The sequence below is a fragment of the Lacticaseibacillus zhaodongensis genome (assembly GCF_009687905.1).
Classification (GTDB): Bacteria; Bacillota; Bacilli; order Lactobacillales; family Lactobacillaceae; genus Lacticaseibacillus; species Lacticaseibacillus zhaodongensis.
Window position 1 is genome coordinate 135111 of sequence record NZ_BLBG01000005.1, and the last position, 24608, is coordinate 159718.

The 24608-nt window shown below is 53.7% G+C and carries 24 protein-coding genes and 1 pseudogene; 18 read left to right on the forward strand and 7 right to left on the reverse strand.

The features are described from left to right. Positions 1-198 precede the first annotated feature (198 nt). Positions 199-831: a deoxynucleoside kinase gene (locus tag GN107_RS05575; protein WP_155286814.1), complete on the forward strand. Its 633-nt coding sequence runs from the start codon at positions 199-201 to the stop codon at positions 829-831. 187 nt (positions 832-1018) lie between these two features. Beyond that, complete coding sequence (locus tag GN107_RS05580; protein WP_155286813.1) at positions 1019-2188, forward strand: SLAP domain-containing protein; 1170 nt, start codon at positions 1019-1021, stop codon at positions 2186-2188. A gap of 97 nt (positions 2189-2285) precedes the next feature. Here GN107_RS05580 and GN107_RS05585 read toward each other — a convergent pair whose 3' ends face one another. Then, positions 2286-2738: a hypothetical protein gene (locus GN107_RS05585; RefSeq protein ID WP_155286812.1), complete on the reverse strand. Its 453-nt coding sequence runs from the start codon at positions 2736-2738 to the stop codon at positions 2286-2288. A 404-nt stretch (positions 2739-3142) separates the two neighbouring features. On the opposite strand from GN107_RS05585, the gene GN107_RS05590 reads away from it, so the two are divergent. Both GN107_RS05590 and gdhA read left to right on the forward strand, forming a co-directional pair. Next, the gene (locus GN107_RS05590) at positions 3143-3793 is read left to right on the forward strand and encodes a hypothetical protein (RefSeq protein WP_155286811.1); all 651 of its coding nucleotides are present in this window, start codon (positions 3143-3145) and stop codon (positions 3791-3793) included. Between the two features lie 391 nt (positions 3794-4184). Then, positions 4185-5528, forward strand: coding sequence for an NADP-specific glutamate dehydrogenase (gene gdhA, locus GN107_RS05595; protein ID WP_155286810.1), 1344 nt, complete (start codon positions 4185-4187; stop codon positions 5526-5528). Between the two features lie 92 nt (positions 5529-5620). On the opposite strand, the gene GN107_RS05600 is transcribed toward gdhA, so the two are convergent. Next, positions 5621-5899, reverse strand: a complete 279-nt coding sequence (locus GN107_RS05600; RefSeq protein ID WP_155286809.1) for a type II toxin-antitoxin system RelE family toxin — start codon at positions 5897-5899, stop codon at positions 5621-5623. Continuing rightward, positions 5896-6126: a type II toxin-antitoxin system RelB family antitoxin gene (relB, locus tag GN107_RS05605; RefSeq protein ID WP_155286808.1), complete on the reverse strand. Its 231-nt coding sequence runs from the start codon at positions 6124-6126 to the stop codon at positions 5896-5898. Before relB ends, GN107_RS05600 begins: the two co-directional genes overlap by 4 nt. 163 nt (positions 6127-6289) lie before the next feature. On the opposite strand from relB, the gene GN107_RS05610 reads away from it, so the two are divergent. The 3 genes from GN107_RS05610 to GN107_RS05620 all read left to right on the forward strand — a co-directional run bounded on the left by GN107_RS05610 (position 6290) and on the right by GN107_RS05620 (position 8452). Then, positions 6290-6868, forward strand: coding sequence for a uracil-DNA glycosylase family protein (locus tag GN107_RS05610; RefSeq protein ID WP_155286807.1), 579 nt, complete (start codon positions 6290-6292; stop codon positions 6866-6868). Positions 6869-6986: 118 nt separating this feature from the next. Continuing rightward, positions 6987-7580 carry a LemA family protein gene (locus GN107_RS05615; RefSeq protein WP_155286806.1) on the forward strand — a complete coding sequence of 198 codons (594 nt, stop codon included), beginning with the start codon at positions 6987-6989 and terminating at the stop codon, positions 7578-7580. An 8-nt stretch (positions 7581-7588) separates the two neighbouring features. Then, positions 7589-8452, forward strand: coding sequence for a TPM domain-containing protein (locus GN107_RS05620; protein WP_196246262.1), 864 nt, complete (start codon positions 7589-7591; stop codon positions 8450-8452). Between the two features lie 210 nt (positions 8453-8662). Here the strand turns inward: GN107_RS05620 and GN107_RS05625 are convergent, their stop codons facing one another. After that, positions 8663-8806, reverse strand: coding sequence for a hypothetical protein (locus GN107_RS05625; RefSeq protein ID WP_155286805.1), 144 nt, complete (start codon positions 8804-8806; stop codon positions 8663-8665). A gap of 75 nt (positions 8807-8881) precedes the next feature. On the opposite strand from GN107_RS05625, the gene GN107_RS05630 reads away from it, so the two are divergent. Next, positions 8882-9508: a carbonic anhydrase family protein gene (locus GN107_RS05630; RefSeq protein WP_196246261.1), complete on the forward strand. Its 627-nt coding sequence runs from the start codon at positions 8882-8884 to the stop codon at positions 9506-9508. 68 nt (positions 9509-9576) lie between these two features. Here GN107_RS05630 and GN107_RS05635 read toward each other — a convergent pair whose 3' ends face one another. Next, positions 9577-10473 carry a hypothetical protein gene (locus GN107_RS05635; protein WP_155286803.1) on the reverse strand — a complete coding sequence of 299 codons (897 nt, stop codon included), beginning with the start codon at positions 10471-10473 and terminating at the stop codon, positions 9577-9579. A 326-nt stretch (positions 10474-10799) separates the two neighbouring features. On the opposite strand from GN107_RS05635, the gene GN107_RS05640 reads away from it, so the two are divergent. Next, a complete protein-coding gene (locus GN107_RS05640) occupies positions 10800-12203 on the forward strand; it encodes an MATE family efflux transporter (RefSeq protein ID WP_155286802.1) in 1404 nt (467 codons plus the stop codon). 52 nt (positions 12204-12255) lie between these two features. Here the strand turns inward: GN107_RS05640 and GN107_RS05645 are convergent, their stop codons facing one another. Continuing rightward, complete coding sequence (locus GN107_RS05645) at positions 12256-12438, reverse strand: hypothetical protein (protein WP_155286801.1); 183 nt, start codon at positions 12436-12438, stop codon at positions 12256-12258. 245 nt (positions 12439-12683) lie between these two features. On the opposite strand from GN107_RS05645, the gene GN107_RS05650 reads away from it, so the two are divergent. From GN107_RS05650 to GN107_RS05680, 7 genes and pseudogenes are all read left to right on the forward strand, one after another. Next, the gene (locus tag GN107_RS05650; protein WP_196246260.1) at positions 12684-13124 is read left to right on the forward strand and encodes a helix-turn-helix transcriptional regulator; all 441 of its coding nucleotides are present in this window, start codon (positions 12684-12686) and stop codon (positions 13122-13124) included. A gap of 348 nt (positions 13125-13472) precedes the next feature. Continuing rightward, positions 13473-14423: a thymidylate synthase gene (locus GN107_RS05655; RefSeq protein ID WP_155286799.1), complete on the forward strand. Its 951-nt coding sequence runs from the start codon at positions 13473-13475 to the stop codon at positions 14421-14423. A 165-nt stretch (positions 14424-14588) separates the two neighbouring features. Next, positions 14589-15086 (forward strand): dihydrofolate reductase, encoded by a 498-nt coding sequence (locus GN107_RS05660; protein WP_155286798.1) that lies wholly within the window; start codon positions 14589-14591, stop codon positions 15084-15086. 559 nt (positions 15087-15645) lie between these two features. Beyond that, positions 15646-17172, forward strand: a complete 1527-nt coding sequence (locus GN107_RS05665; protein ID WP_155286797.1) for a Ppx/GppA phosphatase family protein — start codon at positions 15646-15648, stop codon at positions 17170-17172. Beyond that, a complete protein-coding gene (locus GN107_RS05670; RefSeq protein WP_155286796.1) occupies positions 17169-19364 on the forward strand; it encodes an RNA degradosome polyphosphate kinase in 2196 nt (731 codons plus the stop codon). The genes GN107_RS05665 and GN107_RS05670 overlap by 4 nt, the downstream gene beginning before the upstream one ends. Beyond that, positions 19361-20275: pseudogene (locus GN107_RS05675) on the forward strand (Ppx/GppA phosphatase family protein); the annotation flags it as partial. The gene GN107_RS05670 and the pseudogene GN107_RS05675, both read left to right, overlap by 4 nt. A 606-nt stretch (positions 20276-20881) precedes the next feature. Beyond that, entirely contained in the window at positions 20882-21637 is a 756-nt protein-coding gene (locus GN107_RS05680; protein ID WP_196246259.1) for a MerR family transcriptional regulator, read from the forward strand. 75 nt (positions 21638-21712) lie between these two features. Here the strand turns inward: GN107_RS05680 and GN107_RS05685 are convergent, their stop codons facing one another. After that, positions 21713-22309 carry a TetR/AcrR family transcriptional regulator gene (locus tag GN107_RS05685; protein WP_155286793.1) on the reverse strand — a complete coding sequence of 199 codons (597 nt, stop codon included), beginning with the start codon at positions 22307-22309 and terminating at the stop codon, positions 21713-21715. A gap of 131 nt (positions 22310-22440) precedes the next feature. On the opposite strand from GN107_RS05685, the gene GN107_RS05690 reads away from it, so the two are divergent. Next, positions 22441-23442 (forward strand): NAD(P)H-dependent flavin oxidoreductase, encoded by a 1002-nt coding sequence (locus GN107_RS05690; protein WP_155286792.1) that lies wholly within the window; start codon positions 22441-22443, stop codon positions 23440-23442. A gap of 181 nt (positions 23443-23623) precedes the next feature. Further along, positions 23624-24496 (forward strand): aldo/keto reductase, encoded by an 873-nt coding sequence (locus tag GN107_RS05695; protein WP_155286791.1) that lies wholly within the window; start codon positions 23624-23626, stop codon positions 24494-24496. Positions 24497-24608 lie beyond the last annotated feature (112 nt).

Genomic DNA, 24608 nt, shown 5'->3' on the forward strand with positions numbered 1-24608 from the left:
TGCACAAGTGGAAATGGCTCCGCTCAAGAAGACTACGGCTCTGTCGAGAAAAACACTCGCCAAAGCCACAGTCACCTTGATGCTCAGGAGCAACCCGGTTGGTTTCGCTCTGTGGGACTAGAGGCGAACATACTTTTGCCCCTAAGATGTAGTATGATATAAATACTGGAAACAAATATTGAGTAAAGAGGGGCCACCATGGTGATAATCACAGCAGGAATGATTGGCGTTGGGAAGACTACATTAACGGGTAAGATTGCCGATCATCTGGGCACGAAGGCGTACTTCGAACCAGTCGGGGACAATCCCGTCCTTCCTTTGTACTACAAGGATCCCAAGGAATACGGATTCTTGCTGCAGATCTACTTCTTGAACAAGCGCTTTGCGATGATCAAGCAGGCACTGTCCGACGATAACAACGTTCTGGACCGCTCCATCTATGAAGACGCGCTGTTCACCAAGGAGAACAATGCTGAAGGCAACATTTCCGACACCGAGCTGGACGTCTACCTGAAGCTCCTCGACAACATGATGGACGAGCTCAAGGAAATGCCTAAGAAGGCGCCGGACCTGCTCGTGTACGCCGAAACTGACTTCGACACCATTTTGTACCGGATCAAGAAGCGCGGCCGTGACTACGAACAGTTTGACGACAACCCAACCCTTGAGAGCTACTACTTCAAGATGTGGAACGCCTACAAGCAGTGGTACGCCGACTACGACGTTTCCCCGAAGATGAAGATCGACCTCCAAAAGTACGACCTGGAGAAGCCCGGCAACATCGATATCGTGCTTGGCCAGATCGATGACCGGCTGAAGGAAATTCGGTAAAACATGCACCAATAAAATTAAATGTAAGCTCTGTCCCGCAATTAATGGTTGCGGGATTTTTTTGGATTCAGCGTTAGCTGTCACTGTAAGCGCTGCAAACACTTTCACTAATTGCTATAATGTTCTTATCGTTACGGCTCTAAATGCCGCAGTGATGCCAATGATCACGATTCTTGGAGGTAAACTTATGAAGAAAAACTACATCCAGCGGGCGCTCATCGCTACGGTCACGGTTGCTGCAACGGTCTTATCCACCGGAGCGGTGTTTGGGCAGAATTTTGCAACTGGTCAGCAAGCTGCCGCCGCGACGACTGCTAAGCCGCGCTACAAAAAGGTGCTCGACCGGACGCGGACCTATACCGCTAAGGATTGGCCGAGCAGTGTGCTTGCCTCCGGGACCAAGACGATTGACGTGCCATACCAGGCTGATTACAAAATGAATTGGAACAACGTGGTCAAATACTTCTATGAGTACCGGAACCAGCTGGCGGCACTTAACCATGCGCCCGCCGTGCATCCGGACGCCGCCACGATGGCTTTTGCGCAGAAACGGGCGTTGGCCCAACAGGGTAACGATCTTAGTCACGCGGGATCAGGTGATTACGGCGAGAACCTTGAATTCATCGAGGAGAGCTCGCAGTCAGACCAGGAAATGGCCTACAACTTGGTTATGGGCTGGTACGACGACACTTACAACGTGATTCCGGCGCACCAATCGGGTCACTGGGGTCACCGCGCCAACCTGGTGTTTAGTAGTGGCCGTAGCGGTCTGGGTTACAATCCGCAGGGCGGTCAGGTCGCGTATGACTTCACGGAGGTCTCCGATTGGGACCGGTATAACGAAATCGACCAGAACACCAAGACGGACAAGACAACGGTCGGTTTGCCGCAGACCACTTTCCGCTACTACCATTGGGAACAGTTGGGCAAGCCGCAGTACGATATTGCCTACAAGGGCGTCGTGGTCATGAAGCACGCGGCGACCTTGCTGCGGCGGAATGCCGACAACAGCTTCAGTAAGCTGAAGCTGCTGGGGAAGGGGCAAGCCTACAAGACTTTCCAGACCGTGTATGTTGACGGCCAGGCCTATTATGGTGTGGGCGGCTCAAGCTATGTCCGCAGCAGCGACGTCACCGTTCGGAAGTACGGGACGGCGCACGTGAACTACAACCGCCATTACGGCATTCAGATTTGGACTGCGCGGCACCAGATCGGTAAGAATCTGTACGGCAGTGCGAAGAAGCTGCCCGGGCAGACTAACTGGAAGGTGTACGGCAAAGCAACTATTGACGGCAACACCTATTACAACCTCGGCGGTGATCAGTACATCGATGCGCACTACGTTACGGTACGTTAAGAACTATCAGCTAGCTGATATTATCTAATTAAAAGAGGTGCTTGGGTGAACCAGCTTACAACTGGCTATCCAAGCACCTTTTGCGTGTGGCAAGCGTTTAGTGCCAGCATAACCCGGTGTTTCGGGGTGCGCTATCCTTAGCGGCCATTGTGATCAGACCGTTGTAGTAGAAAGTAACTCGTTCGTGCCGGGCCTTGTTGCTCGTGGTCAGGCTGGTGTAGCGGACCTGGTAGTCTTTCTTCGCCAAAATGATCTTGTCGATTCGAACCTGGACAGTCTGCGGCCGCAATTTTGCTAGCAGCACCCGTTGGTAGGCGCGTGCTAGTTGTTCTGCGCGTGTTCTGCTAAGCGTGTAGTTCCGCCCCTTAGATTCCAGCACGTGCGGGGCCGGTTCGTTGTTTTTGATTGCCGATTTAGTGAAGTGTACTCGGCTGGGATCAGAAGCACTGCTGAAGTCAGAAATCGTTGCGGACTGGGAACCACAACCGGCAAAGCAAAGACCGCAGCTGACGGCGATTAGTGATTTGGTAAATAAACGAACTGTGATCATTAATTTGGCCTCCCCGAAAAAAAGTTTTACTTGTGAATGGTGATTGCAAATTATGTACTTGGACGCTTCCAATCATTATCATGCAACATGCAGGCGTCATCATGCGACGGACGGTCCCGTGAATTAGGATTTGGCAACGCAAAGTAATGTAACTTTGTACACAAAGCTACGCAAAAATATACATGAACACCCTGTGAAAATAGTCTCTGGTCAGGTGTGTCCAGAAACCGTGTTTGGTCTGATTAAGCATAATTTGTAATCTGATACGGCTTTCATCACCGCAATGACAATCCATAGCATCGCAATAGTGTTTATGTTATGTTGGCCGAATTGCTTGACGTTTATGAATCTGGGCGAGTATGTTTATCCGTGTAAAAATAAATTTCAACGGAGGAGCGATGGGTATGAAGTTACGGGATTTTGGAAAAAAGTGGGCACTGGGAATTGCGACCGTCACAACACTGGTAGGAACGGCGGCGTTTGTTGCGCCAGCTGTAACTACGAGTGCTGCGCAGATTTACATGGATGGGACACCGACAGCGGGGTTTAATTCCGCGGCCCTCCCCAATTTGAATTCCATTCGGCCGTTCAACGGTGTGACCACAGTTGAAGCTGGGACCAAGCTCGCCCCAGTGGATGGACATGGCGCTGCGAACTTGCAGAAACACGTTGGAGTCAAAAACGCCGGCTTCCCCGTTGTGGGGATTGCGGCGGATGGTCGCCAAGAGTACTACCAGCTGGAGGCCGGCGCCGAAACGGCGTATGTTAGCGCCAAGGCGGCGGGCTTGGTCAAAATAGGGACCATCCACGTTAACTACCCAGCTAAGTACGGAATCCAGATCTGGACCGCACAGCACACAGCTGTTAAGACCAGTAATGGTAAGGCCAAGAAGCTGCCAGGGCAAACGAATTGGAATGTTTACGGGATCCTTTACAAGACCAAGAACGGCAAAGCCGACACAGTTTACTATGATCTTGGTGGCGATCAGTACATTGACCGGAGCTACTGCACGTTCCACCCGAACGCAACGTTCAAAGCCGTTTTTAGCGAATAGATTAGCGGTACAGCTGGTTCAAAAAAGTTAAGCAATATTTGCAATGAGTATCTCTGAAAGCGGTGGTGCTCATTTTTTTGCAATCTGGGCGCGCGCTTTTTGCAAAACGTACTAATTCCTACATTCACAATCTGCATAACCAACTGGATAAAGTTCGGCTTTAGCCGCAAATGTGGGCAAACTAGCGATTAAATATTACGTTGAGTGCATTTTAATTATTATTTTTGCCAACAATCGTATCGCGGCCGTACGGAATGTGCTATTCTAATTTTGTTCAAATAAATTGAATAGCAGTGGACGGAAATGTTTCTTGGAATTGGCAATTTTGTGCTGCCTTCGTTCGGGTACAATTTTGCTCAGCTCAACTATAAAATACTTAGGGGTGTGTTCTATGACACAAGCAAGCGATTATATTAACGCAGTAGCGGCCACGGTGAAGCAGCGTGACCCCAACCAACCCGAGTTTCAAGAGGCGGTTGGTAACTTTCTGAAGACCATCACGCCGGTGTTCGAGAAGCACCCTGAGTACATCAAGGCCAACCTTCTCGCCCGCCTGACCGAACCCGAGCGCGCACTGCAGTTCCAGGTGCCGTGGCAGGATGATTCCGGCAAAATGCAGGTCAACCGCGGCTTCCGGGTTCAGTTCAACTCCGCAATCGGACCGTACAAGGGGGGCTTGCGTTTCCACCCATCCGTTAACCTATCCATTATCAAGTTCCTCGGCTTCGAGCAGACCTTCAAGAACAGCTTGACCGGCTTGCCAATTGGTGGGGGCAAGGGTGGTTCCGACTTCAACCCTAAAGGCAAGTCCGATGCCGAAATCATGCGCTTCTGCCAGAGCTTCATGCTGGAACTGAGTAAGTACATCGGCCCCGACATGGACGTGCCAGCCGGGGACATGGGTGTTGGTGGCCGTGAGATCGGCTACCTCTACGGTATGTACAAGCGGCTCAAGGGCAGCCAGAACGGGATTTTGACAGGGAAGGGTCTGACTTATGGCGGTTCCCTGGCCCGGACCGAAGCAACTGGTTACGGCTTGCTGTACTACACTTCCGCAATGCTCAAGGAAAACGGCAAGGAGCTTGCCGGCAAGAAGATCGTTGTGTCTGGCGCCGGGAACGTGGCAATTTACGCCATCCAGAAGGCGCAGGAGCTCGGGGCAACGGTTATCACCGCTTCCGATTCCAACGGTTATGTGGTTGACCCGAACGGGATCGACGTACCGAAGCTGCAGCAGATCAAGGAAGTGCAGCGGGGCCGCATGAAGGACTACGCTGCAATCGTGCCAACCGCCGAGTACCACGAAGGCAGTGTTTGGGATGCAGACCTGCAGTACGACATTGCATTGCCATGCGCGACCCAGAACGAAATCGACGGCAAGCGTGCTGCCGGCATCATCAAGGCCGGGGCATTCGCGGTTGCTGAAGGGGCCAACATGCCAAGCAACCCTGAGGCGATCGCCGCTTACCAGGATGCTGGGGTGCTCTACGGACCTGCTAAGGCCGCTAACGCCGGTGGGGTTGCTGTTTCCGCCCTCGAAATGGGCCAGAACTCCCGCCGCAACTCCGACAGCTTTGCAACGGTTGATGGCGAGCTCAAGGACATCATGGAGACTCTGTTCGCTAACAGCGTTGCGGCTGCTGACGAGTACGGGGTCAGTGGTGACTACCTCGCCGGTGCGAACATCGCTGGCTTCAGCAAGGTTGCCGAAGCAATGATGGCACAGGGCTGGTAAACAATAATTATTAAGCAAACAGGCTCCCAAATTCGCTGTACTGGCGAATTTAGGAGCCTGTTTTTTGCACGCGTAGTCCACAAACAAATGGATTATTGTTGTTTGTATACATCGTTTCGTTTACCAGTTTTCACAATCAGAACTGTAAACTTGCCGTCATCAATATCAGCAATCACGCGATAATTACCAACGCGATAACGCCAGAGCGTACCTAACTCGCCTTCAAGGGCTTTCCCCCAAGCACGCGGATTGTCGTAGCCTTCAATATGCGTATTGAGCCATTGTACAATTCGGCGCTGGACGGGGTTGTCTAATTTGGCAAATTGTTTTGCTGCCCGTTTAGCAAAAAGCCAGTGGTATTGTTTACTCATGGCTGCATTCCCAAACGCTTCATGATCTCGGCACGGCTAACGGTTTCGCCAGCACTTGCTTTGAGATTGGCTTGCGCATCACGGTAATCTTCTTCATCTTCCATACGTTCAATTACAGCTTGGCGCATGTAGGTGGTCACGGAAACGCCGTTGAAAGCCGCTAATTCTTTAACTTTGTTGTATTGATCATTTTTAAATCGAAGTGAGGTTACGGTCGTATCAGCCATTGCAATCATTCCTTTCTTCTATATATACATTATAGCATCAAAGACTGCATCTGAAGTCTAAAAATTGTGGCTACATGAGTCACCTGAGTTTGGTGGTGGAATTTTCCTGTGACGGTTCTGTGTTCTATACTTGGTTCAACAACTAACCGAAGGAGACCAGCACATGCAAACAGCCAGTGACATTTTCCAGGCCATACAAGATGACCCCCAGAACGCCGAATACACGCAGGCGGGCGTTAAGCCGCTGTACAAAATCAACCCCGAGGCGACACTGCTCATCATCAGCCAGGCGCCCAGTCGCAAGGCGCAGGAAACTGAATCCTTCTGGAATGATCCGAGCGGGGACCGTTTGCGCGACTGGATGGGTGTGACTAAGGATGAGTTCTACGGCTCGAATAAACTGGGGATTTTGCCGCTGGACTTCTATTACCCCGGTAAGGGCAAGTCGGGTGACCTGCCGCCACGCAAGGGCTTTGCGGAGAAGTGGCACGAGCCGCTGCTGGCGCTGATGCCGCACGTGCAAATGTCGCTGCTGATTGGCCAGTACGCGCAGAAGTACTACCTAGGCAAAAGCCGGCAGAAGACGCTGACGGAAACGGTGCGGCACTACGAAGATTACCTGCCGGAGTACTTCCCACTCGTCCACCCATCGCCGCTTAATTACGGCTGGTTGAAGCACAATCCGTGGTTTGACGAGACGGTGGTGCCCGATTTGCAGGCGCGGGTGCGGAAATTGTTGTAAGGGATTGACCCCAGCGTGAATTAATCCGTCTTAAGGCTGATTATCGCTTTCATAGACACGGTATAATTAAGCTATTAATAAGCCATCGTTATGCGGTGCGAAAAGGAGAAATAACGCAATGAGAAAACTTAGTTCCGGCGCCATCACCGGCATCGTTATCGCTGTCGTTGTCGTCATTCTTGGTGGAATGGGCATTGGCACCTACAACTCACTGGTCAAGCAGGAGCAAACTGTCGACGCCAAGTGGAGCCAAGTTGAGAACGTCATGCAGCGGCGTTACGACTTGGTCCCGAACCTGGTCAACGCAGTTAAGGGCAGCATGACCCAGGAACAGAAGGTCTTTGGCGAAATCGCCGATGCCCGCAAGCAGTACAACAATGCTAGCGGCACCAAGGCGAAGGCCAACGCGAACGCCAAGCTGGATTCTAGTGTTGGCACCCTGATCAGTGTTATCCGTGAAGACTACCCAAATCTCAAGAGTAACGAGCAGGTTCAGACCCTCATGACTCAGCTTGAGGGTAGTGAAAACCGGATTGCCGTTGAGCGCCAACGCTACAACGATGCGGTCGAGAATTACAACCAGAGTGTCGTGACCTTCCCGAAGAACATTTTTGCCAACGCGATGGGGCTCGGCAAGAAGGATTACTTCAAGGCCGACGCCAAGGCTAGCTCCGCGCCTAAAGTTGACTTGAACACCGATAGCGGAAAGTAGGTGGGCACATGCGCCGTTTGCGTGCGTGGCTTTTAGCCCTTTTTGCGGGAATCGCACTCGCACTGTCTTTTGGCCCGGCAGTCGTCCAGGCCGCGAGCATGCCCGCTCAACCGGATGCCAATTATTATGACGGCATCAACTTGCTCAGCGATAAAACCAAACAGCTGGTGCAAGATAAGAACAACTTCTACCAGTCCACTAAGCAAAAGCCCCAGGTGGTGCTGGCCGCAATCAAGTCCACCGGTGGCGATTCGATCGATTCCTACGCCCCTGATCTCTTTAGCAAGTGGGGCATCGGGCAAAAGGATAAGGACAACGGGGTGCTGATCCTCTACGCCCTGAACGGTGGCAAGCGCAACGTCCGCATCGAAGTCGGCTACGGCGCCGAAAGCTACTTGACCGACGCCATGTCCGGCCGCATTTTGCAGGATAACCTATCCGGGCTGAAGTCGAAAGACAAGGCCAAAACGAATAAGGCCCTGCAAAACGTCTTCAACGCCGTCAGCACCATGGTCGACAAGCACTACAAGTTCAAGGCGGACAAGAACACCATCAGCAACAGCGACTACGAGCGTTACCGCGGCGAAAGCGAAAGTAATAGCTCCAGTGGTGGTTTGGTGCTCAAAATTCTCCTTGTGCTCTTCGTTGCCTTTGTCATCCTCATCGTCGTTTTACGTGGGGGTAACGGTCACGGCGGTGGCGGCAATGGCCTCCTCTGGTTCTTCCTCGGCGACATGCTCGGCGGGGGTGGTGGCTGGAACAACCGCGGCGGCGGTGGCTTTGGCGGCGGTAGCGGCTTCGGTGGTGGCGGTTTCGGCGGAGGCGGCGGCTTCGGCGGCGGATCCTCCGGCGGTGGCGGTGCCAGCGTGTAGAAGAGAGTGCTCCACAATGCGTTTAGCTCCTGAGCATTAGCAGAAAATGGCCCTAAGCACTGGTCTTCGTGCTTAGGGCCATTTTAGGCTAAGCGGAGCCATTTCCACTTGTGCAGCTTGCTGCCCATAGTGGAATGGACAACGGAGTAGTAGCTGCATTGTGGGGCACGTTTATATGCTGGGAGAGTTGGCGGCTTGCCGCTTACTCTCCTACATCCGTAGCGCAGCGGAGGTGGCCGCTTCCTCACCATAATTACGAACGGTCAGGAAGCGGCCGACAGCGATGGACGCCATTAAAATCGAAGACACATAAGGCGGACTGTGAATCACGGCTCGCCTTTTTATGCGCATCATTCTCCAACTGCGGGTCGGAATCGCTTTCCTTGGAGTATAATTAGCAATGCACACTGACTAATGGAGATGGAGCACATGTTTGATTATCAGCACCAAAGCGATTGGCAGATCATTAGTGGTCAGGAGCAGTCACCAGTGGCTCTAGATAGCAAAACGGCGCAGTCTGTTAAATGGCCGGCACCTGATTTTGCGACGCTGCGGGGAACTGACAGCGACCGCAGTACTTACACGATCACGATTGCCGGGACTGGCAACGACGTTCTTGACGGCCGGCCCGCAACTTTCCAGCAGCTCCACTTCCACAGCCAGGGTGAACACGTCATTGATGGTGTCCGCGCGCCGCTAGAAGCCCATTTTGTGCACCAGTATGCGGACGGCGGGCTCGCAGTTGTTGCCGTGCCCTTTGTAGTCGGTGCGGCCAACCCAACTTTTGGTGAGGTGTTGACGGCGGTGGCAACAGGCGAACTGGCGTACCCGATCAAGCTCGCCGCGCTCCTTCCGAAGCAAACTGATTGGCTGCATTACCGCGGCTCGCTGACGACGCCGCCCGTGCAGGAGGGGGTCGCGTGGTACGTGGCCACGCAGCCGCTGACCGTCAGCGTGCAGCAGCTCGCCATGTACCAGGAGTACTTCCCGGCGGACAACCACCGCGCCTTACAGGATTTGAACGGGCGCCCGGTTTTAAAATTAGAGAGTAAATAATCCAAATTGAAGGCAACAAAAATGGCAGGGAGCCCAACACTTCCTGCCATTTTCTTGCATATTTAGTTTTAGCGCCGCCGCATGATTGGAATCGTGATGAGCAGCAGAATCAGGCCCGCCCCGGCGGTGATGAGGTAGTAACCGCTCATGTGGTTCACGACCGTGGCCACGTAATCGAGCACGACATTGCGCAGGTCACCGGCACTGGCCGCCAGCGAGGTGATCTCCGGCATTTTGGCAGCCACTTGCACGCCAGCCGTGCCGAGGACACCGGCAAAGATGCCGATCCAGCCCAAGCTGTGTAGGAAGCGGCCAAACCCGCCGGCGACGAGGAGCAACCAGATGGCGAGGACCGCGGCGATGATGGTCAGCGGCATGACGGCACTGGCAATGGCGCTGCTGGCCTGTTGGTAGGCCTGCTTGGCTTTGGCGGTCTGCGTTGACAGCTGGCTGCTCAGGTAGTTGTGCAGCGTCGGCAAAATTGAGTTGGCGATACTGCTGCCGAGGGTGGCACTGAGGCCGCTCGTGCTGCTAGATAGGGCAGTACGGACGGTGTTGTCCAGCGCCGTGAAGTCGATCTGGGCGGTCGTGTTGTCGTAGATGTCGGTGACCGCGGCGGTAACAACGGCTTTGGTCGTCGCCTCACTGATTGCCCGCGAGACCAAGGTGCTGGCGCCGGGGATGTTGGTCAAACTACTGCCGGCGGTGGACTGCACCTTCTGCTCGATGGTGGTGAGGTTATCGCCGGTCGTCAAGGTTTTGGTGGTGAAGTTCGCGTTCAGCGCGGTCGCTTGCAGGCCGGCGATGCCGATACCGATGATTGCCACCAGCGTCAGCAAAAAGCTCACGAAGCGCCGTTGACCGGGATGGCCAAAGCGGGCTTTGGCAGTGCGCGGGGTGATGGGGTTACGTTTGCGCGGTGTGGTTTTACGTTGCTTGCGGCGCGCGGTTCGAGATTCAGGCATAATGCTTCCTCCTTATGTAAGGTACTGCATGTTCCATATTCTAACGCTGATTTGTGCGTTTTCGGTGATGATTCTAGTTATCATGGTGGCCGTTGCCACCGTCTTTCTGTTCAATGGTAACACTCCGCTGCTGTAGCTCATCGAGGCGGCCACAGATTACAGAAACATTTAGTGATTGGCCCATGGAGCGCTTTATATGCCAAGTACGTTACAGAAACAATTATGGTCTTGCATAACTGTATTTATTCGACTAGAGTAGTCAAGATTTTGTTAGTAATCACTACATATTCTGCAACCAATTTCACGACTAGAAGGGAGATTTTTTCTTGCGTTCACTCACCAGCGGCAAACCAATGCGGCTCATTATTATGTTTACGATTCCACTCCTCATTGGCAATCTGTTTCAACAATTGTACAGTTTCATGGATGCACTCATTGTTGGCCGGACCATTGGGGTGAACGCGCTCGCCGCGGTCGGCGCGACCGGGAGTCTCACCTTCTTGGTCATCGGCTTTGCCCAGGGGACCAGTTCCGGGCTCGCCATCCCCACCGCACAGGCATTCGGTGCGCGTGACTACAAGGGCATTAAGCGTAGTTTTGTCGCCAGCATCTGGATTTCCATCATGTTGACGGTGGTCATCACGGCGCTGGCGTCCGCTTTCACCGTGCCGCTGCTGCACATCATGCAGACGCCGGCCGCCATCGTTAACGATTCCGCCGCGTTCGTCCGCGTCATTTTCCTCGGCTTCGGCGCTTCGATGGCCTTCAACATGCTGTCCAACCAGATTCGGGCGCTGGGCGATTCGCGCACGCCGCTGATTTTCCTCATCATCGCCTGCGTTGTGAACATCGCCCTCGACTTTCTGTTCATTCTCAAATTCCACATGGGGGTTGCCGGGGCCGGGGTTGCGACCGTGACCGCGCAGGTGTTTTCATCATTGTGCTGTGTCTGGTACATCGGCCGCAACATTCCCTACCTGCGCATCAGCCGCAAGGACATGCAGATCGACAAACAGGAAATCATTAAGCAGCTCAAAATTTCCCTGCCGATGGGCTTCCAGATGTCCATTATCGCCATCGGTTCCGTGATTATCCAAGTGATGCTGAACACGCTGGGCACCACCTCGGTTGCGGCATACACCGCCGCGGGTCGGATCGACCAGCTGGCAACCATGCCGGCCTCATCTTTTGGGGTCACCATGGCCACCTACTGTGCGCAAAATTTGGGTGCCCGCAAGTTTGGCCGCATTCGGACCGGAATCAAGCAGACGCTGCTGCTGAACTGCAGTATTTCCGCCATCCTGGGTGCGCTCATCATTATCTTTGGTAAACCACTCGTCAATATGTTTATCGGCCCGAATGATCCTGCCGTCACCAACCTGGCGCAGACTTACTTCCACCTGAACTCCAGCATGTACTGGTTCCTCGCCATCCTGTTCACGGTGCGTTACGCACTGCAGGGTCTGGGCCAGACGATGGTGCCAACGCTTGCCGGGGTTTTCGAACTGATTATGCGGATTATCGCCGGCGTCGCCCTCGTGCCAATGTTTGGGTTCGCGGGTGCGTCCATGGCCAACCCGCTGGCGTGGATCGGTTCCGTCTCCGTGCTGGTCGCATCCTACATCCGTACGATGCGCAACCTACGCAAGCGTGAGCAGGGGCTGATCGGCATTAAGCTGGATAAGCCGCAGGACGAAGCGGTGCAAACTGAAGTACAAACAGAAAAATAAGCATCAAAAAATGGGCATCAGCCGCTGCTGGTGCCCATTTTGTATATGGTGGTTAGCCATGGAAAAATTTGGCCAATCCTTTAATACCTAGAGCTGTTAACATACCAGCCACGACTACTAGCCAGGCAATCATGCCAAAAAACTGTAGGGGCGCGTTGCCAATTGCCATCAATAAGATTGGAATCAGGATTAAGATGCCGATAATTGTCACTGACACCGCATGTTGTTTTATCATTGTTTCTCCTTTAACGAGCTGGGGTTATGTTGCTGGTATTCCCGTGGTGGGAGTTTGTGGTTTATAATTAAAGCAGAATTATTACGTAAGCGCTGTCTGGACGCAGCTTAATTTGTTATCGACCGGCTTGATTAAATTGTATTGCCAGTTGAACTGTTAAGCTAGCAAAGATGCTTTGCATTGACGCAATGAACAGTTGCGTACCGGTGGTTTTGTGCTTTTGCTTTTAAAGCGGGGTGGCAAATGTGGAAGTTGGAGCGGTGATCAAGGACTTACGGGTTCGCGCAGGTGTTTCCCAACAAGGGTTAGCTGATGAGCTTTCGGTAACTCGCCAAACGGTTTCCAGTTGGGAAAATGATAAGTCAGAGCCGAATTTGGATACGTTGTTTGCACTCGGTAAATATTTTGACGTCCCCATTTTTGACCTGATTGCCCAGGCCAGCCAGACTAGGCAAGAGCTGAAGCATGAGCCGCAAAGCACAGCGCTGATCAAAAGGGTCGGCCGCTTCATTCCGTCAAAAGCGGGCCGGCCCTTCCTGATTCTCTTCAGTATTATTATCGGGCTGATTATTGAACTGCCGTTGCGGACGAAGGTGCCGTTATTGTTTTTCTTTTCTCTGGCGAGCATATTTTTCTTAACCTGCCTGTTTCTGTATTTTCTGGCGATGTACATTTTCCGAGCCTGAATTCAGCTTGGGCATCCAAGTCGTGGCGAGTCACTTTTCATTTTGATTAGTAATGCAGAATTGATATTATTTCACCAATTATGTCGGTGCTTTCTTGTGCATGCGCAAGACGGTACGGACATTTTTTTGGCCGGACATACTGAGTAGGTTTGGCTTTTCAGTGGTAATTACTAGTTACCAGTCAACGTTATGCTGTTCACTGGGGGCTACAACTAGGCTGAGTGCCGAAACCGGAAATGATTAGGCGCTAACTAAACAGAGATTAACATCTAGCGAAATTGGTAAATTTTGTGTCGTACCGAACGCCGGCTGATATACTGGAAACAAAATGGCGTGGAGGTTGATTGGATGTTAGAACAGTCTTACCTAGATCTTGCAAAGACGATCATGGACACTGGGCACTACAAGGATGACCGCACCGGAACCGGAACCTACAGTATTTTCGGCTACCAGATGCGCTTTAACTTGGCGGAGGGCTTTCCGATTCTGACCACCAAGAAGGTGCCTTTTGGTCTGATCAAAAGCGAGCTCTTGTGGTTCCTGCACGGGGACACTAACATTCGTTTCCTTTTGCAGCACCACAACCACATTTGGGACGAGTGGGCCTTCCAGCGTTGGACTGAATCAGCTGAATACACTGGTCCGGACATGACTGATTTTGGCCGGCGCAGCTTGGTTGATGCGGACTTTGCCAAGCAGTACCACGAGCAGATGAACCTGTTTGACCAGCGAATCGTGGACGATGCGGATTTTGCCGCCAAATATGGTGACCTCGGGCTGGTTTACGGCAGTCAATGGCGGGCCTGGAAGACCAGCAAGGGTGAAACGATTGACCAACTGGGGGACGTCATCGCCGAAATCAAGCGCAACCCAGATTCCCGGCGGCTGATTGTCAGCGCGTGGAGCCCCGAGGACATTCCCACGATGGCCTTGCCACCGTGCCACACGCTCTATCAGTTCTACGTGAACGAGGGTAAGCTCTCGCTCCAGCTCTATCAGCGCTCTGGCGACGTCTTCCTCGGCGTGCCGTTCAACATCGCCAGCTACGCGCTTCTGCTCAGTATGGTGGCCCGCGAGACCGGTTTGGAGGTAGGCGAGTTCGTCCACACGTTTGGCGACGCGCACATTTACAGTAATCACGTCCAGCAGGTTGAAGAGCAACTAAGCCGCACCCCACGGCCAGCACCAAAGTTGTGGCTCAACCCGGAGAAGAAGCACCTCGAGGACTTCACGATGAAGGACATCAAGCTGATTGGTTACGATCCGCTGCCTGCAATTAAGGCACCAGTGGCAGTCTAAAACAGAGCGGAGGAGAACGGTTTGAAGGTGAGGACTAGGGTGCTCCAGTGTAAAGGCGTGGTTTTAAGCATTTACCCTGGAGCATACTAGCCGCAGCCTTCTGCCTCACGTAGCTCGACTAGAACGCAGACGGAACCAGGAGTTCAGAAGCGGAGGAGCTAATTCATGACAATTGCATTCATCTGGGCACAGGACGCCAATGGGTTAATTGGGCAGGACGGCCACTTGCCATGGCACTTGTCCGATGACCTAAAGTACTTTAAGCAGCGTACCCTCGGCCAAATTGTACTCATGGGCCGCAAAACCTTCGAGGGGATGGGCTCCCGCCCGTTGCCTAGACGCGATAACCTGGTCTTAACTAGGCAGGCTGATTATCAGGTCAGTGGCGACAACATCGCTGTAGTTACCAGTCCAGAAGCGGCATTGGAATATGCCGAGGCTCGGCCTGACCAAACGCTATTCGTAATCGGTGGCGCGGGCGTCTTCATGAGTTTCGCAGATAAAGTCGATACCTTGTACGTAACCCGTATTGCCGGCACTTTCACGGGTGACACTGTAATGCCGGAGTTAGACTTCAGCAAGTTCAAGCGCACGGGGTTAAGAACGGTAGAAAACGATGACCCGCAGTTAACCCACAGCTTTGAGACGTGGGAGCGGCTATAAATACATCCGTTAGTTGAGCTCGTGCTTAAATTGAGCACATCGTAGGGGTTAATAAGTAATTATCAACAACTGAAGTAAGGTGGCGGGCGCCTCTTCTGGAACAAGCAGCCGGGAGTGACCATGCTGAAACGACAAATAAGACCGGTATTCTTGCGTTTTTTGCAAGGATACCGGTCTTATTTGTCGGGGAGAGTGGAGAGACCGCAAAGGAGCGCAGCGACGCGGGCTCGAAGCTCAGACGGAAGACTTGACCTGGTTTTGGTCAAGCCTGTAGTCGGCCCCAGCATGCCTGTCTGTCACTCCCGGCGGCGCCAGTGGAAGAAGATGCGCCCGCCACCCGGCCAGTCACCGCTATCCCGCGCGGTGTTTTTTTATATACTCACGTAAGCCCTAACTAAATTCAGCATTAACCCCCAATAGCAAGCCGCTCCCGCCAGCTTTAGAATCCATCAGCCGATATTTTGGCAGCGATTACCCCTGACCCTAAACCCGATACCCGCGGCATTTCCGCCATTTGCATGGTATTATTAAGTTATAACAGAAAGAGCGGGTGAAGATTGTGGCAGAGATAAGTCAAGGCTTGGTCGTTGTTGAAAGTCAAGGTGTTACCTTTAGCATCACGAACCCCAAGGATTTAGGCGAAATCGAGCACGGTAGCTATCCGGTCGCAGTGGGTGAAGAAATTTACAGCGGCCGGATCATTTCCCCGGAAATGACCGACGCGCTGCAAGAGGCTTTGAGCGCCGTCAAGCAGGTGTTTGCGGATTACGGGGTGACGCGGTCGGCAGTCTACGCCGGGCAGTCCTTCTTTGAGGCGGACAATGCCGACTTCGTGCGTGACCAGCTGTTCAACCGGACGGGAATGTGGGTGCACCAGCTGGCAATTCCCGAAGAAGCTTACTACCGGACAAGCGCGGTCATGCAGAATTTTCCGCATTTCAACAAGCTGATCCAGGATGGGACCGTGCTGGTTGATATCGGCGGCGGGACCGTTGAAATCATCGCCTTCAACAACGGGGCCTTCAGTTTTGCCCGGAACCTGAACCTTGGCCCGCTGCGGGTGTTCGAGGTCATGAAGGACGTGCAGCGGACAGCCGCCAACTACGTGGAAATCCTGCGCGACTACATCGACAGTCGGCTGCTGGACTTCCTGCGCCTGCTGCCGCAAAAACACGATTACACCAACATGATCATCATGGGTACCGGCGCCCGCCTGCTGCAAAATATGTGGCCGGAGAACAAGCATCAGCTGGTGAACCAGGATCGTTTCCACAGCGTCTACCACGAAATCACGCGGGCCAGCGACCAGCAGATCACGACCCGTTACGATATCGACCCGGATGAGGTCAACCAGGTGCTGCCGACGATGATGCTGCTGCACCAGCTAGTGCAAAAGCTGGGGCCCGAGTCGATTTACAGCAGCGACTTAAAGCTCATCGATGGGCTGGAGGTCAACGCCAGCATCATTTCCGGTAGTAAGGCCGTGAAGTTTGACCCGACCGAGGAGACGCTCGCCAGTGCACTGACCTTGTCTAACTGGTACCACGTGGACGAAAAGCACCGCGACTGCACTGTCCGCTTTGCCCTGCAATTATTCGACCGGCTGCACAAGCTGCACGGCCTCGGTAAGCGTGAGCGGCTGCTGCTGGAAACGGCGGCGCTGATCACCGATGTCGGTAGCTACATCGACACCCATGAACACGCGCTGAATAGTGATTACATCATTCAGGCCTCGGACATCATGGGCCTGTCGAGTCGGGAGCAGCGCATTGTTGCGACCATCGCGCATTACCACACGAGCGCGACGCCACAGCTGGACATGTCGGCGATGCGCACCTTCAATGGCAGTGACCGGCTGATCGTCGCCAAACTCTCCGCGCTGCTGCGAGTGGCTGACTCGCTGGATACGTCGCGACGGCAAAAGATCAGTAATATCAGCGTCTCGACGCGTGGCGGTAAGGTCACCATCACCGCGGACAGCCATGAGAACCTGGAGCTGGAGAAGTGGACTCTTGCCAAAAAGGGCAGCTTCTTTGAGGCTGTCTTCGGGATGCCGATTCGTCTGAAGTGGAGGAGTTTAGCATGAGTAAAAAGACTTTTACCAATCCCAAATATTTTACTAACCGGGAACTGTCTTGGATCGCGTTTAACGACCGGGTCCTTGAAGAAGCGCGCGATAAGAGCAACCCGCTGCTGGAACGGGTGAAGTTCCTTGGCATCACCCAGAGTAACCTCGATGAGTTCTTCAATGTCCGCGTGGCGTCCCTACGCAAAATGGTGTCGGTCAATTACGACAAGCCGGACGCGGCTGGACTGACGCCGACCATGCAGTTGAAGGCAATTGGTCATGACGTTCACGAGTTGGTCGATAAGCAGTACCGGACCTTCTCGCGCTCGCTCGTGCCACACCTGGAGAACATCGGGGTGCGCATCCTGACCGCGCAGGAATTGAAGGGCGAGCAGCTTGACTACATCGACGACTATTTCCACCGCGAGCTCTACCCAATTTTGACCCCGATGGCGGTTGACGTCTCGCGGCCGTTCCCATTCCTTGCTGACGGCACGATGAACATGGCCGTGCGCCTGGTCCGGCCGGAAGATGAGGCCAAGGGGAAGGGCCGTTCCTTCGCCACCGTCCAGATTCCGTCCACCGAGCCACGTGTTTTGCGGCTGCCCGGTGACGGACAGGACTTCATCATGCTGGAGGAAATTGTTCGTCACTACATCGGCGAACTATTCGTGGGTGCACAAATCAGTGAGACCGCGATGTTCCGGGTCACCCGGGACATGGGGCTGGACGTTGACGAGGAGGATACCTCCGACCTCATGAAGGAAATCCAGGCGCAGCTGAAGAAGCGGGAACGCGGCCGCGTCATGCGTCTTGAAATCGATGGCAGCATGAGCAAGAGCCTCGAACACTACCTGATGAAGCACATGCACATCGACGAGGCCGATGTGTACGCAATTAACGGACCCATCGACCTTACTTTTGTTAGTCAGCTGGTTAAGGGCATCACCATTCCCGACAAGGAGCAGTACCTCTACAAGAAGCACGAGCCATACCTGCCGCAGATTTTCAAGGATAATTCAATGTTCGACCTGATCCGGCAGAAGGACTACTTCCTGCACCACCCTTACGACAGCTTCACACCGGTGGTTGAGTTCATCCATCAGGCGGCCGTTGACCCGAAGGTGCTGGCGGTCAAAATGACGCTCTACCGGGTGTCCAGCAAGTCGCCGATCATCAAGTATCTAAAGCAAGCCGCGGACAACGGTAAGCAGGTCACCGTGCTGGTTGAACTCAAGGCGCGCTTCGATGAAGAAAACAACGTCCACTGGGCCAAGGAATTGGAGCGCGCCGGCTGCCACGTTATTTACGGACTGGTCGGACTCAAAACGCACTGTAAGCTCACCTTGGTCGTGCGCAGAGAAGAGGACGGCATTCGCCGTTACATGCACATGGCAACCGGGAACTACAACGATGTGACCGCCCGCTTCTACACCGACATGGGCCTGTTCACTGCGGATCAGGAATTCGGTGAGGACGCCAGCAACATTTTCAACATGTTGAGCGGCTTTTCCGAACCACCATATTTCCACAAGTTGGTCATCTCGCCAATGGGGATTCGCGATTACCTGAGCGAACGCATCGACGACGAAATTACGGCGGCCAAGGCTGGACGTAAGGCGCTGATCCAGATGAAGATGAACTCCCTGTCCGACCCGGAAATGATTCGCAAGCTTTACGAAGCTAGTGCGGCCGGGGTTGAGATTCACTTGCTCGTGCGGGGCATCTGCAACCTGAAAGTGGGCATTCCCGGTGTTTCTGAGAACATCGAGGTCCACTCGATCGTTGGCCACCTGCTGGAACACAGCCGGATCTACTACTTCTACAACGACGGGGATGAACAGCTATTCCTGTCCTCCGCCGACCTCATGACCCGCAACCTCTCGCGGCGGGTGGAGATCCTGTTCCCGATTTTGCAGGCGGATATAAAAGAACAAATAATTGGTATTTATGGAATATTGTGGGATGATAACGCCAAGACGCGGATTTTGCAGCCTGACGCTAGCTGGCAGCACATCGACCGGCGTGGCCGGACCCCACTGAACGCTCAAGAATACCTGCTGGAACACGCTAAGGAGCTAGCCGATGATCTGATTGGTGGCAACGACGAACCAGAAGGACACAGGCCCAATGACCCGACCGGGCCGCGGCGCTTCGTTCCGCTGCGGGCACCAGAAGACGTTGATGATGACGAGAGAGAAGACAAATAATGGAACACTTTGCAGTAATTGATTTAGGTAGTAATTCAGCACGGATGAGCAGCTGGCTGATCGATGACAACGGCGATTACACCCCTGAGCTCAAGCTTAAGGAAATGGTGCGCCTGTCCGAAGACATGGGCCGCGAGAAAATTCTCAAGGAACCCGCGATGGAACGCACGATTGCGGCGCTCAAACGGTTCCGAGCCGAGATCGACAAGATGGATAACGGTTCCTACAAGGCTTACGCCACGGCCGCTGTCCGCCAGGCGCGCAACCAGAAGCGCTTCTTGAAGCTGGCGAAGGAGGAGGCCGGGATCGACATCACGGTCATTCCTGGCGCTAAGGAAGCGGAATTTGATTTTGGCGGGGTCATCAATACCTTGCCGGTTCAAAATGCGCTGATCATGGATACCGGTGGTGCCTCGACCGAGCTGATTCTGGTGCAGAACCGCAAAATGCAGCACCTGATCTCGATTCCATTCGGCTCCGTCAACCTGACCGAGCGTTTCGTTGACAGTGACCCGATGGATGCGTCCGACCTCTTCAAGCTGATGACGGCCATCAACCGGACCTTCAATGGTATCTGGTGGTTGCGCAAGGCCCAGAACCTGCCCGTGATTGCCCTCGGTGGTAGTAACCGCACGCTGGCCAAAATCGAGCGGCGCAAGGAAAACTACAAGGACATGGAAGAGATTCACGGTTTCCGGATGTACACGCCGGAGATCAACAAAATCTTCACGGAGATCCTTGGCGCCGACCTCGAGCAACGCAAGGCGATTCCCGGGTTGTCCAAGGAGCGCGCCGACATTATCGTTGCCGGGCTGATTCCGGTGGTCACGATGATGCGCTACAACGATTCTGACCGCCTGATGTTCTCGCAGAACGGGCTGCGCGAAGGTGTGTTGTTCGAGCACCTGAACGGGGTCCAGCGGGTTATCGGCGGGGCGACCGAGGTCAAGGCGACTGACATTGCGGATACCGATGAGGTCGATAGTGCGGATGTCAGTGATGGTGAGCTTGGCATCGGGGAAAACAAGTAAATCGTTTGGTGGTGGTCTGACTCTTATGTGGGTCAGGCCACTTTCGCTTTGTTGAATGCCGGGCAGCGGGCGCATTTTCCTCCCGCTTCGTCGGCGGTAGTGACAGGCATGCTGGGGCCGGGTTCAAGCCTCGGAAAAGCACCGAGTCTTGACCCTGAACTGCGAGTCCGCCGTGTTGTCGTAACCGATCACGGTAAGCTTGCAGTCACTGCTATTATCATCTTAGCGGTCTCTCCGTTCTCCCCGATAATCAGCGAAGACCACGCTGATTATCGTTTCAGCATGGTCACTATCGCCGACTTCGCTCCCGGAAAAGGCGCCCGCCGCCCTACATTTGTGTTCTTAATCTTAATTACGGTCAATCAGCCATTGTGGTGAGGAGAGTGATTACTAACCACCGCGTGCTACTATTTGAAACGTTTTTTTCGATAACTCTTGACCCTGACACTACGTCAGCCCTTATCCTGTTCCTTGGAGGTGATGAGGATGCATTACAGTATTAGTGAGTTTTCCGCTTTGACCGGCGTTAGTGAGCGGACCTTGCGCTATTACCATTCGCTGGGGCTGCTTAAGCCGACCGTTGCCGCTAATGGGTACCGGGAGTTTAGTAGCGCTGATGCTGACCGGATGCAGTTGATTCAGTTTTACACCGCGGCCGGTTTTAGTCTCGCGGCAGTGGGTGAACTGCTGCAGGATGATGAGGCTACACGGTTAGCGAAGTTGCGCGTTCAGCGCACCAAACTCTTGCGGCAGCAAAATGATTTGGCCGTCCTCATCGCCCAAGTGGACAGTACGATTGCCAATCAGGAGGACGAGCAAATGAGTGATAGTGAGAAATTCGCAGCGTTCAAGCGGAACGCGCTCGCGGAGAACGACAAACGCTATGGGGATGAAGTGAGCGCGCAATGGGGTGCTGCCGCTAAAATGGATGCGGACCAGCATTTTGCCGGGCTGGATGAAGCAACGTATCAGCGCAGCCAGCAAGTGGAAGCGGAGCTCGCGCAGGCATTACGAGATGCGGTGACTACCGATGCCGCTGCGACTGGCGCGGCTGGTGAACAGGTCTTCCACTTGCATCAGCAGTGGCTGCAAATTATGTGGCCGCAGTATGAGCTAGCAATGCACCGCAGCTTGATGGATATGTACGCCGCCGATGCGCGTTTTGGTGCGAATTATGACCGGCTCGGTGGAACCGGGGCGAGTGCGTTTTTGATTGCGGCGGTGCGGCATTTTGCGCGGTGATTCGAATAATTGTAGAACGAAAAGAACCGGAACGGGCAGAGGCTGTGTTCCGGCTCTTTTGGGATTGATTGCGATTTACCGCTGTGCGGTCGCCAAGTATGCGGAATTGGTGTTGATTGTTGCTTGGTGGATCGCGAGCAAGGTCTGTTCGGCGGTCTGGTCACTAATGTCTGCTTGCCGCATCCAGCTGGCGATGAATCCGGCAACGGCCGCGGCTAAATAGGCGGCGTTCAGGTAGTTCACTGGGGTGTCGGCGGCTTGGGACAGTTCGCGGTCGCCGGTGAGGACCTGTGTGTAAATGACGTCTTCTAGTTGCTTTTGGAAGGAGCCATCGTCCTTGCTGAATAGGATTGTGAGCGTTGCTTTTTGGGCGGTGACACTGCTGATGATGTTGGCCACGTATTCCTTGATTTTGGTCTGGTCGATTTCGGCTAGGCGCGTGTTGGGGGAGTTGAATGCCCCCAGCAGGTCAGACTTGACCTTGCCAATGATGGCATCGCGGAGTGCCATTTGGTCATGGTAGTGCAAGTAAAATGTGTTGCGACTGCACTGGGCTAGGGTACAGATTTGTTTGACCGTGATCGTTTGACACGCTTGCTGGGCCAGTAGGGTCAGGTAAGCGCGGTGGAGGTTGGCCTCAGTTTTGAGATAACGCAGATCGTTTTTATTCATTGTTTCTCCTCTTATAGGACATTGTACCAGATAAATGCCACTTATCTAACATTGCTGCAATCATTGCCAATTGAACCCCCGCGGCGCGTTTTGTACATTGAAGTTAACAATATCAAAGTGGGGTAAACAAAATGAACCGTGTGGCATCAATTCTCGGCATCAAGTATCCATTTATTCAGGGCGCAATGTCGTGGCTCACGGACGCAAAATTCGTGGCCGCCGTTAGCAATGCTGGTGGCCTCGGCATTCTTGGGCCCAACGCCGGTCAGCACAGTGTGACCACGAGTGCGGACGAGACCGCGGAGCGCATGCGCGACCAAATCAAACAGGTGCAGCAGCTGACCGACAAGCCGTTTGCCGTTACCTTGATTGTCACCGGCAGCTCAACGTCAATCTTTACTAAGAAGATTCTGGACGTTGTGCTTGCTGAGCACGTGCCGGCAGTATTGCTGAACTCGCTTGGTGGTGTGGCCGGTGCCGACTTTGGAGTTGATCCAGAAACCATGGCCGTACTCAAGGGCCACGGAATCAAGACTGTTGTCCGCTCGCTCCAGCCATCAATCGAAGACGCCCAGGCCGTTGAGAAGCAGGGTGCGGACGTTTACGTTGCTACCGGTTTTGATGAAGGTGGTACGCTGCCAGGTGGTGAGATTGGCTCTTTTGCCATCATGCCAATGATTGCGGATGCGGTTAAGATTCCCGTTCTGCTGGCTGGTGGGATTGGGGATGCCCGCACTGTGAACGCCGCTTTTGCACTGGGTGCAGAAGGGGTGTACGTTGGTTCGCGGCTCATTCCAACCGTTGAGAACCCGGCGGCGGAAAATGTTAAGCAGCTGATTGTTGATTCAACCGCTGAGGATTTGACCTTGTTCCGGACGGTTCCGGATTACTACCGGTCCCTGCCAACTAAGCTGCGTGAACAGATGATTGCCAACGACAAGCAGCTGCCGCGGGACGAAGCAGTCAAGGCGAACGGCAAGTTGATGGGCGGCACCAGCGGCATGCGCATTGGGATGCTTGATGGCGACTTGGAACATGGTTACGTTTCAGTCGGAACCGGGATTTCCATGGTGCACGCGATTCAGCCCGTTCAGGAAGTCATCACGGACATGATGCGCGATTACAAAGCTTAACAGTCGTTCAAAATATAGGGGTCCGCACGAGCTGCAATCGTTCGTGCGGGCTCCTTTTGGTGTGGGTTTTTGCGTGCATCTGCACTAATCTGTCCTGCCAATTAGTAAGTGTGCCTGCTGCCCAACGGCTGCCGCTTAGACTATAATTGATTTTGAAAGCACTTAAGAAAGGATGGATATCATGACCGAAATTACAAAAATGAGCGACACTTACACGTTGAGCAACGGCGTCAAGATTCCAATTGTTGGTTTTGGGACCTGGCAGACGCCAGAGGGTGAGGTCGCCAAGCACAGTGTTGAGACCGCCATCAAGGCTGGTTACCGCCACATCGACACCGCCGCCATGTATGGCAACGAGGACGCGGTCGGCGAAGGCATCAAGGCAGGCCTCGCAGCTACCGGCTTGAGTCGCGACGACTTGTTCGTCACCACCAAGCTGAACAACGATGCGCACAGTTTCGACCTTGTGCAAAAGGCAATCGATACTTCACTCAGCAAGCTCGGTTTGGACCACGTGGACTTGTACCTGATCCACTGGCCAAACCCAGCCGGCTTCCGTGATTCATACCCGGACAGCCTGAAGGATACCTGGCGCGGCATGGAGCAGGTTTACAAGGATGGTAAGGCCCGCGCCATTGGGATTTCTAACTTCCGCCAGCAACACCTTGATGTGATCAAGGCGGACGCTAGCGTGCAGCCAATGGTCAACCAGATTTTTCTGAACCCATCCGACTTGCAGCCGGCAGTTACCAAGATGAACTCTGACAACCAGCTGCTCACCGAAGCATACAGCCCACTTGGTACCGGCAAGTTGCTTGGTAATGAGGAAATCAAGAAGATTGCCGCAAAGTACGGTACGGGAACAGCCCAGGTCCTGCTCCGCTGGTCCCTGCAGCACGGGTTCCTGCCGCTGGTTAAGTCTGTTCACGACAACCGCATCCAGGAAAACACCGCGCTCTTCGACTTCAGTCTGAGCACTGAGGACATGCAGGCACTCGATGCTTTGCACGGTGTCTCCGGGTTAGCGACGGACCCAGACACGACGAACTTCTAAAAGAGAGTGGGCCACAATGCGGTCAGCTCCTGAGCATTAGCAAAATAAGGTGTATTCCCGAACTTGGGAATACACCTTATTTAGGCTAAGCGGAAGGAGCTGCATTGTGGGC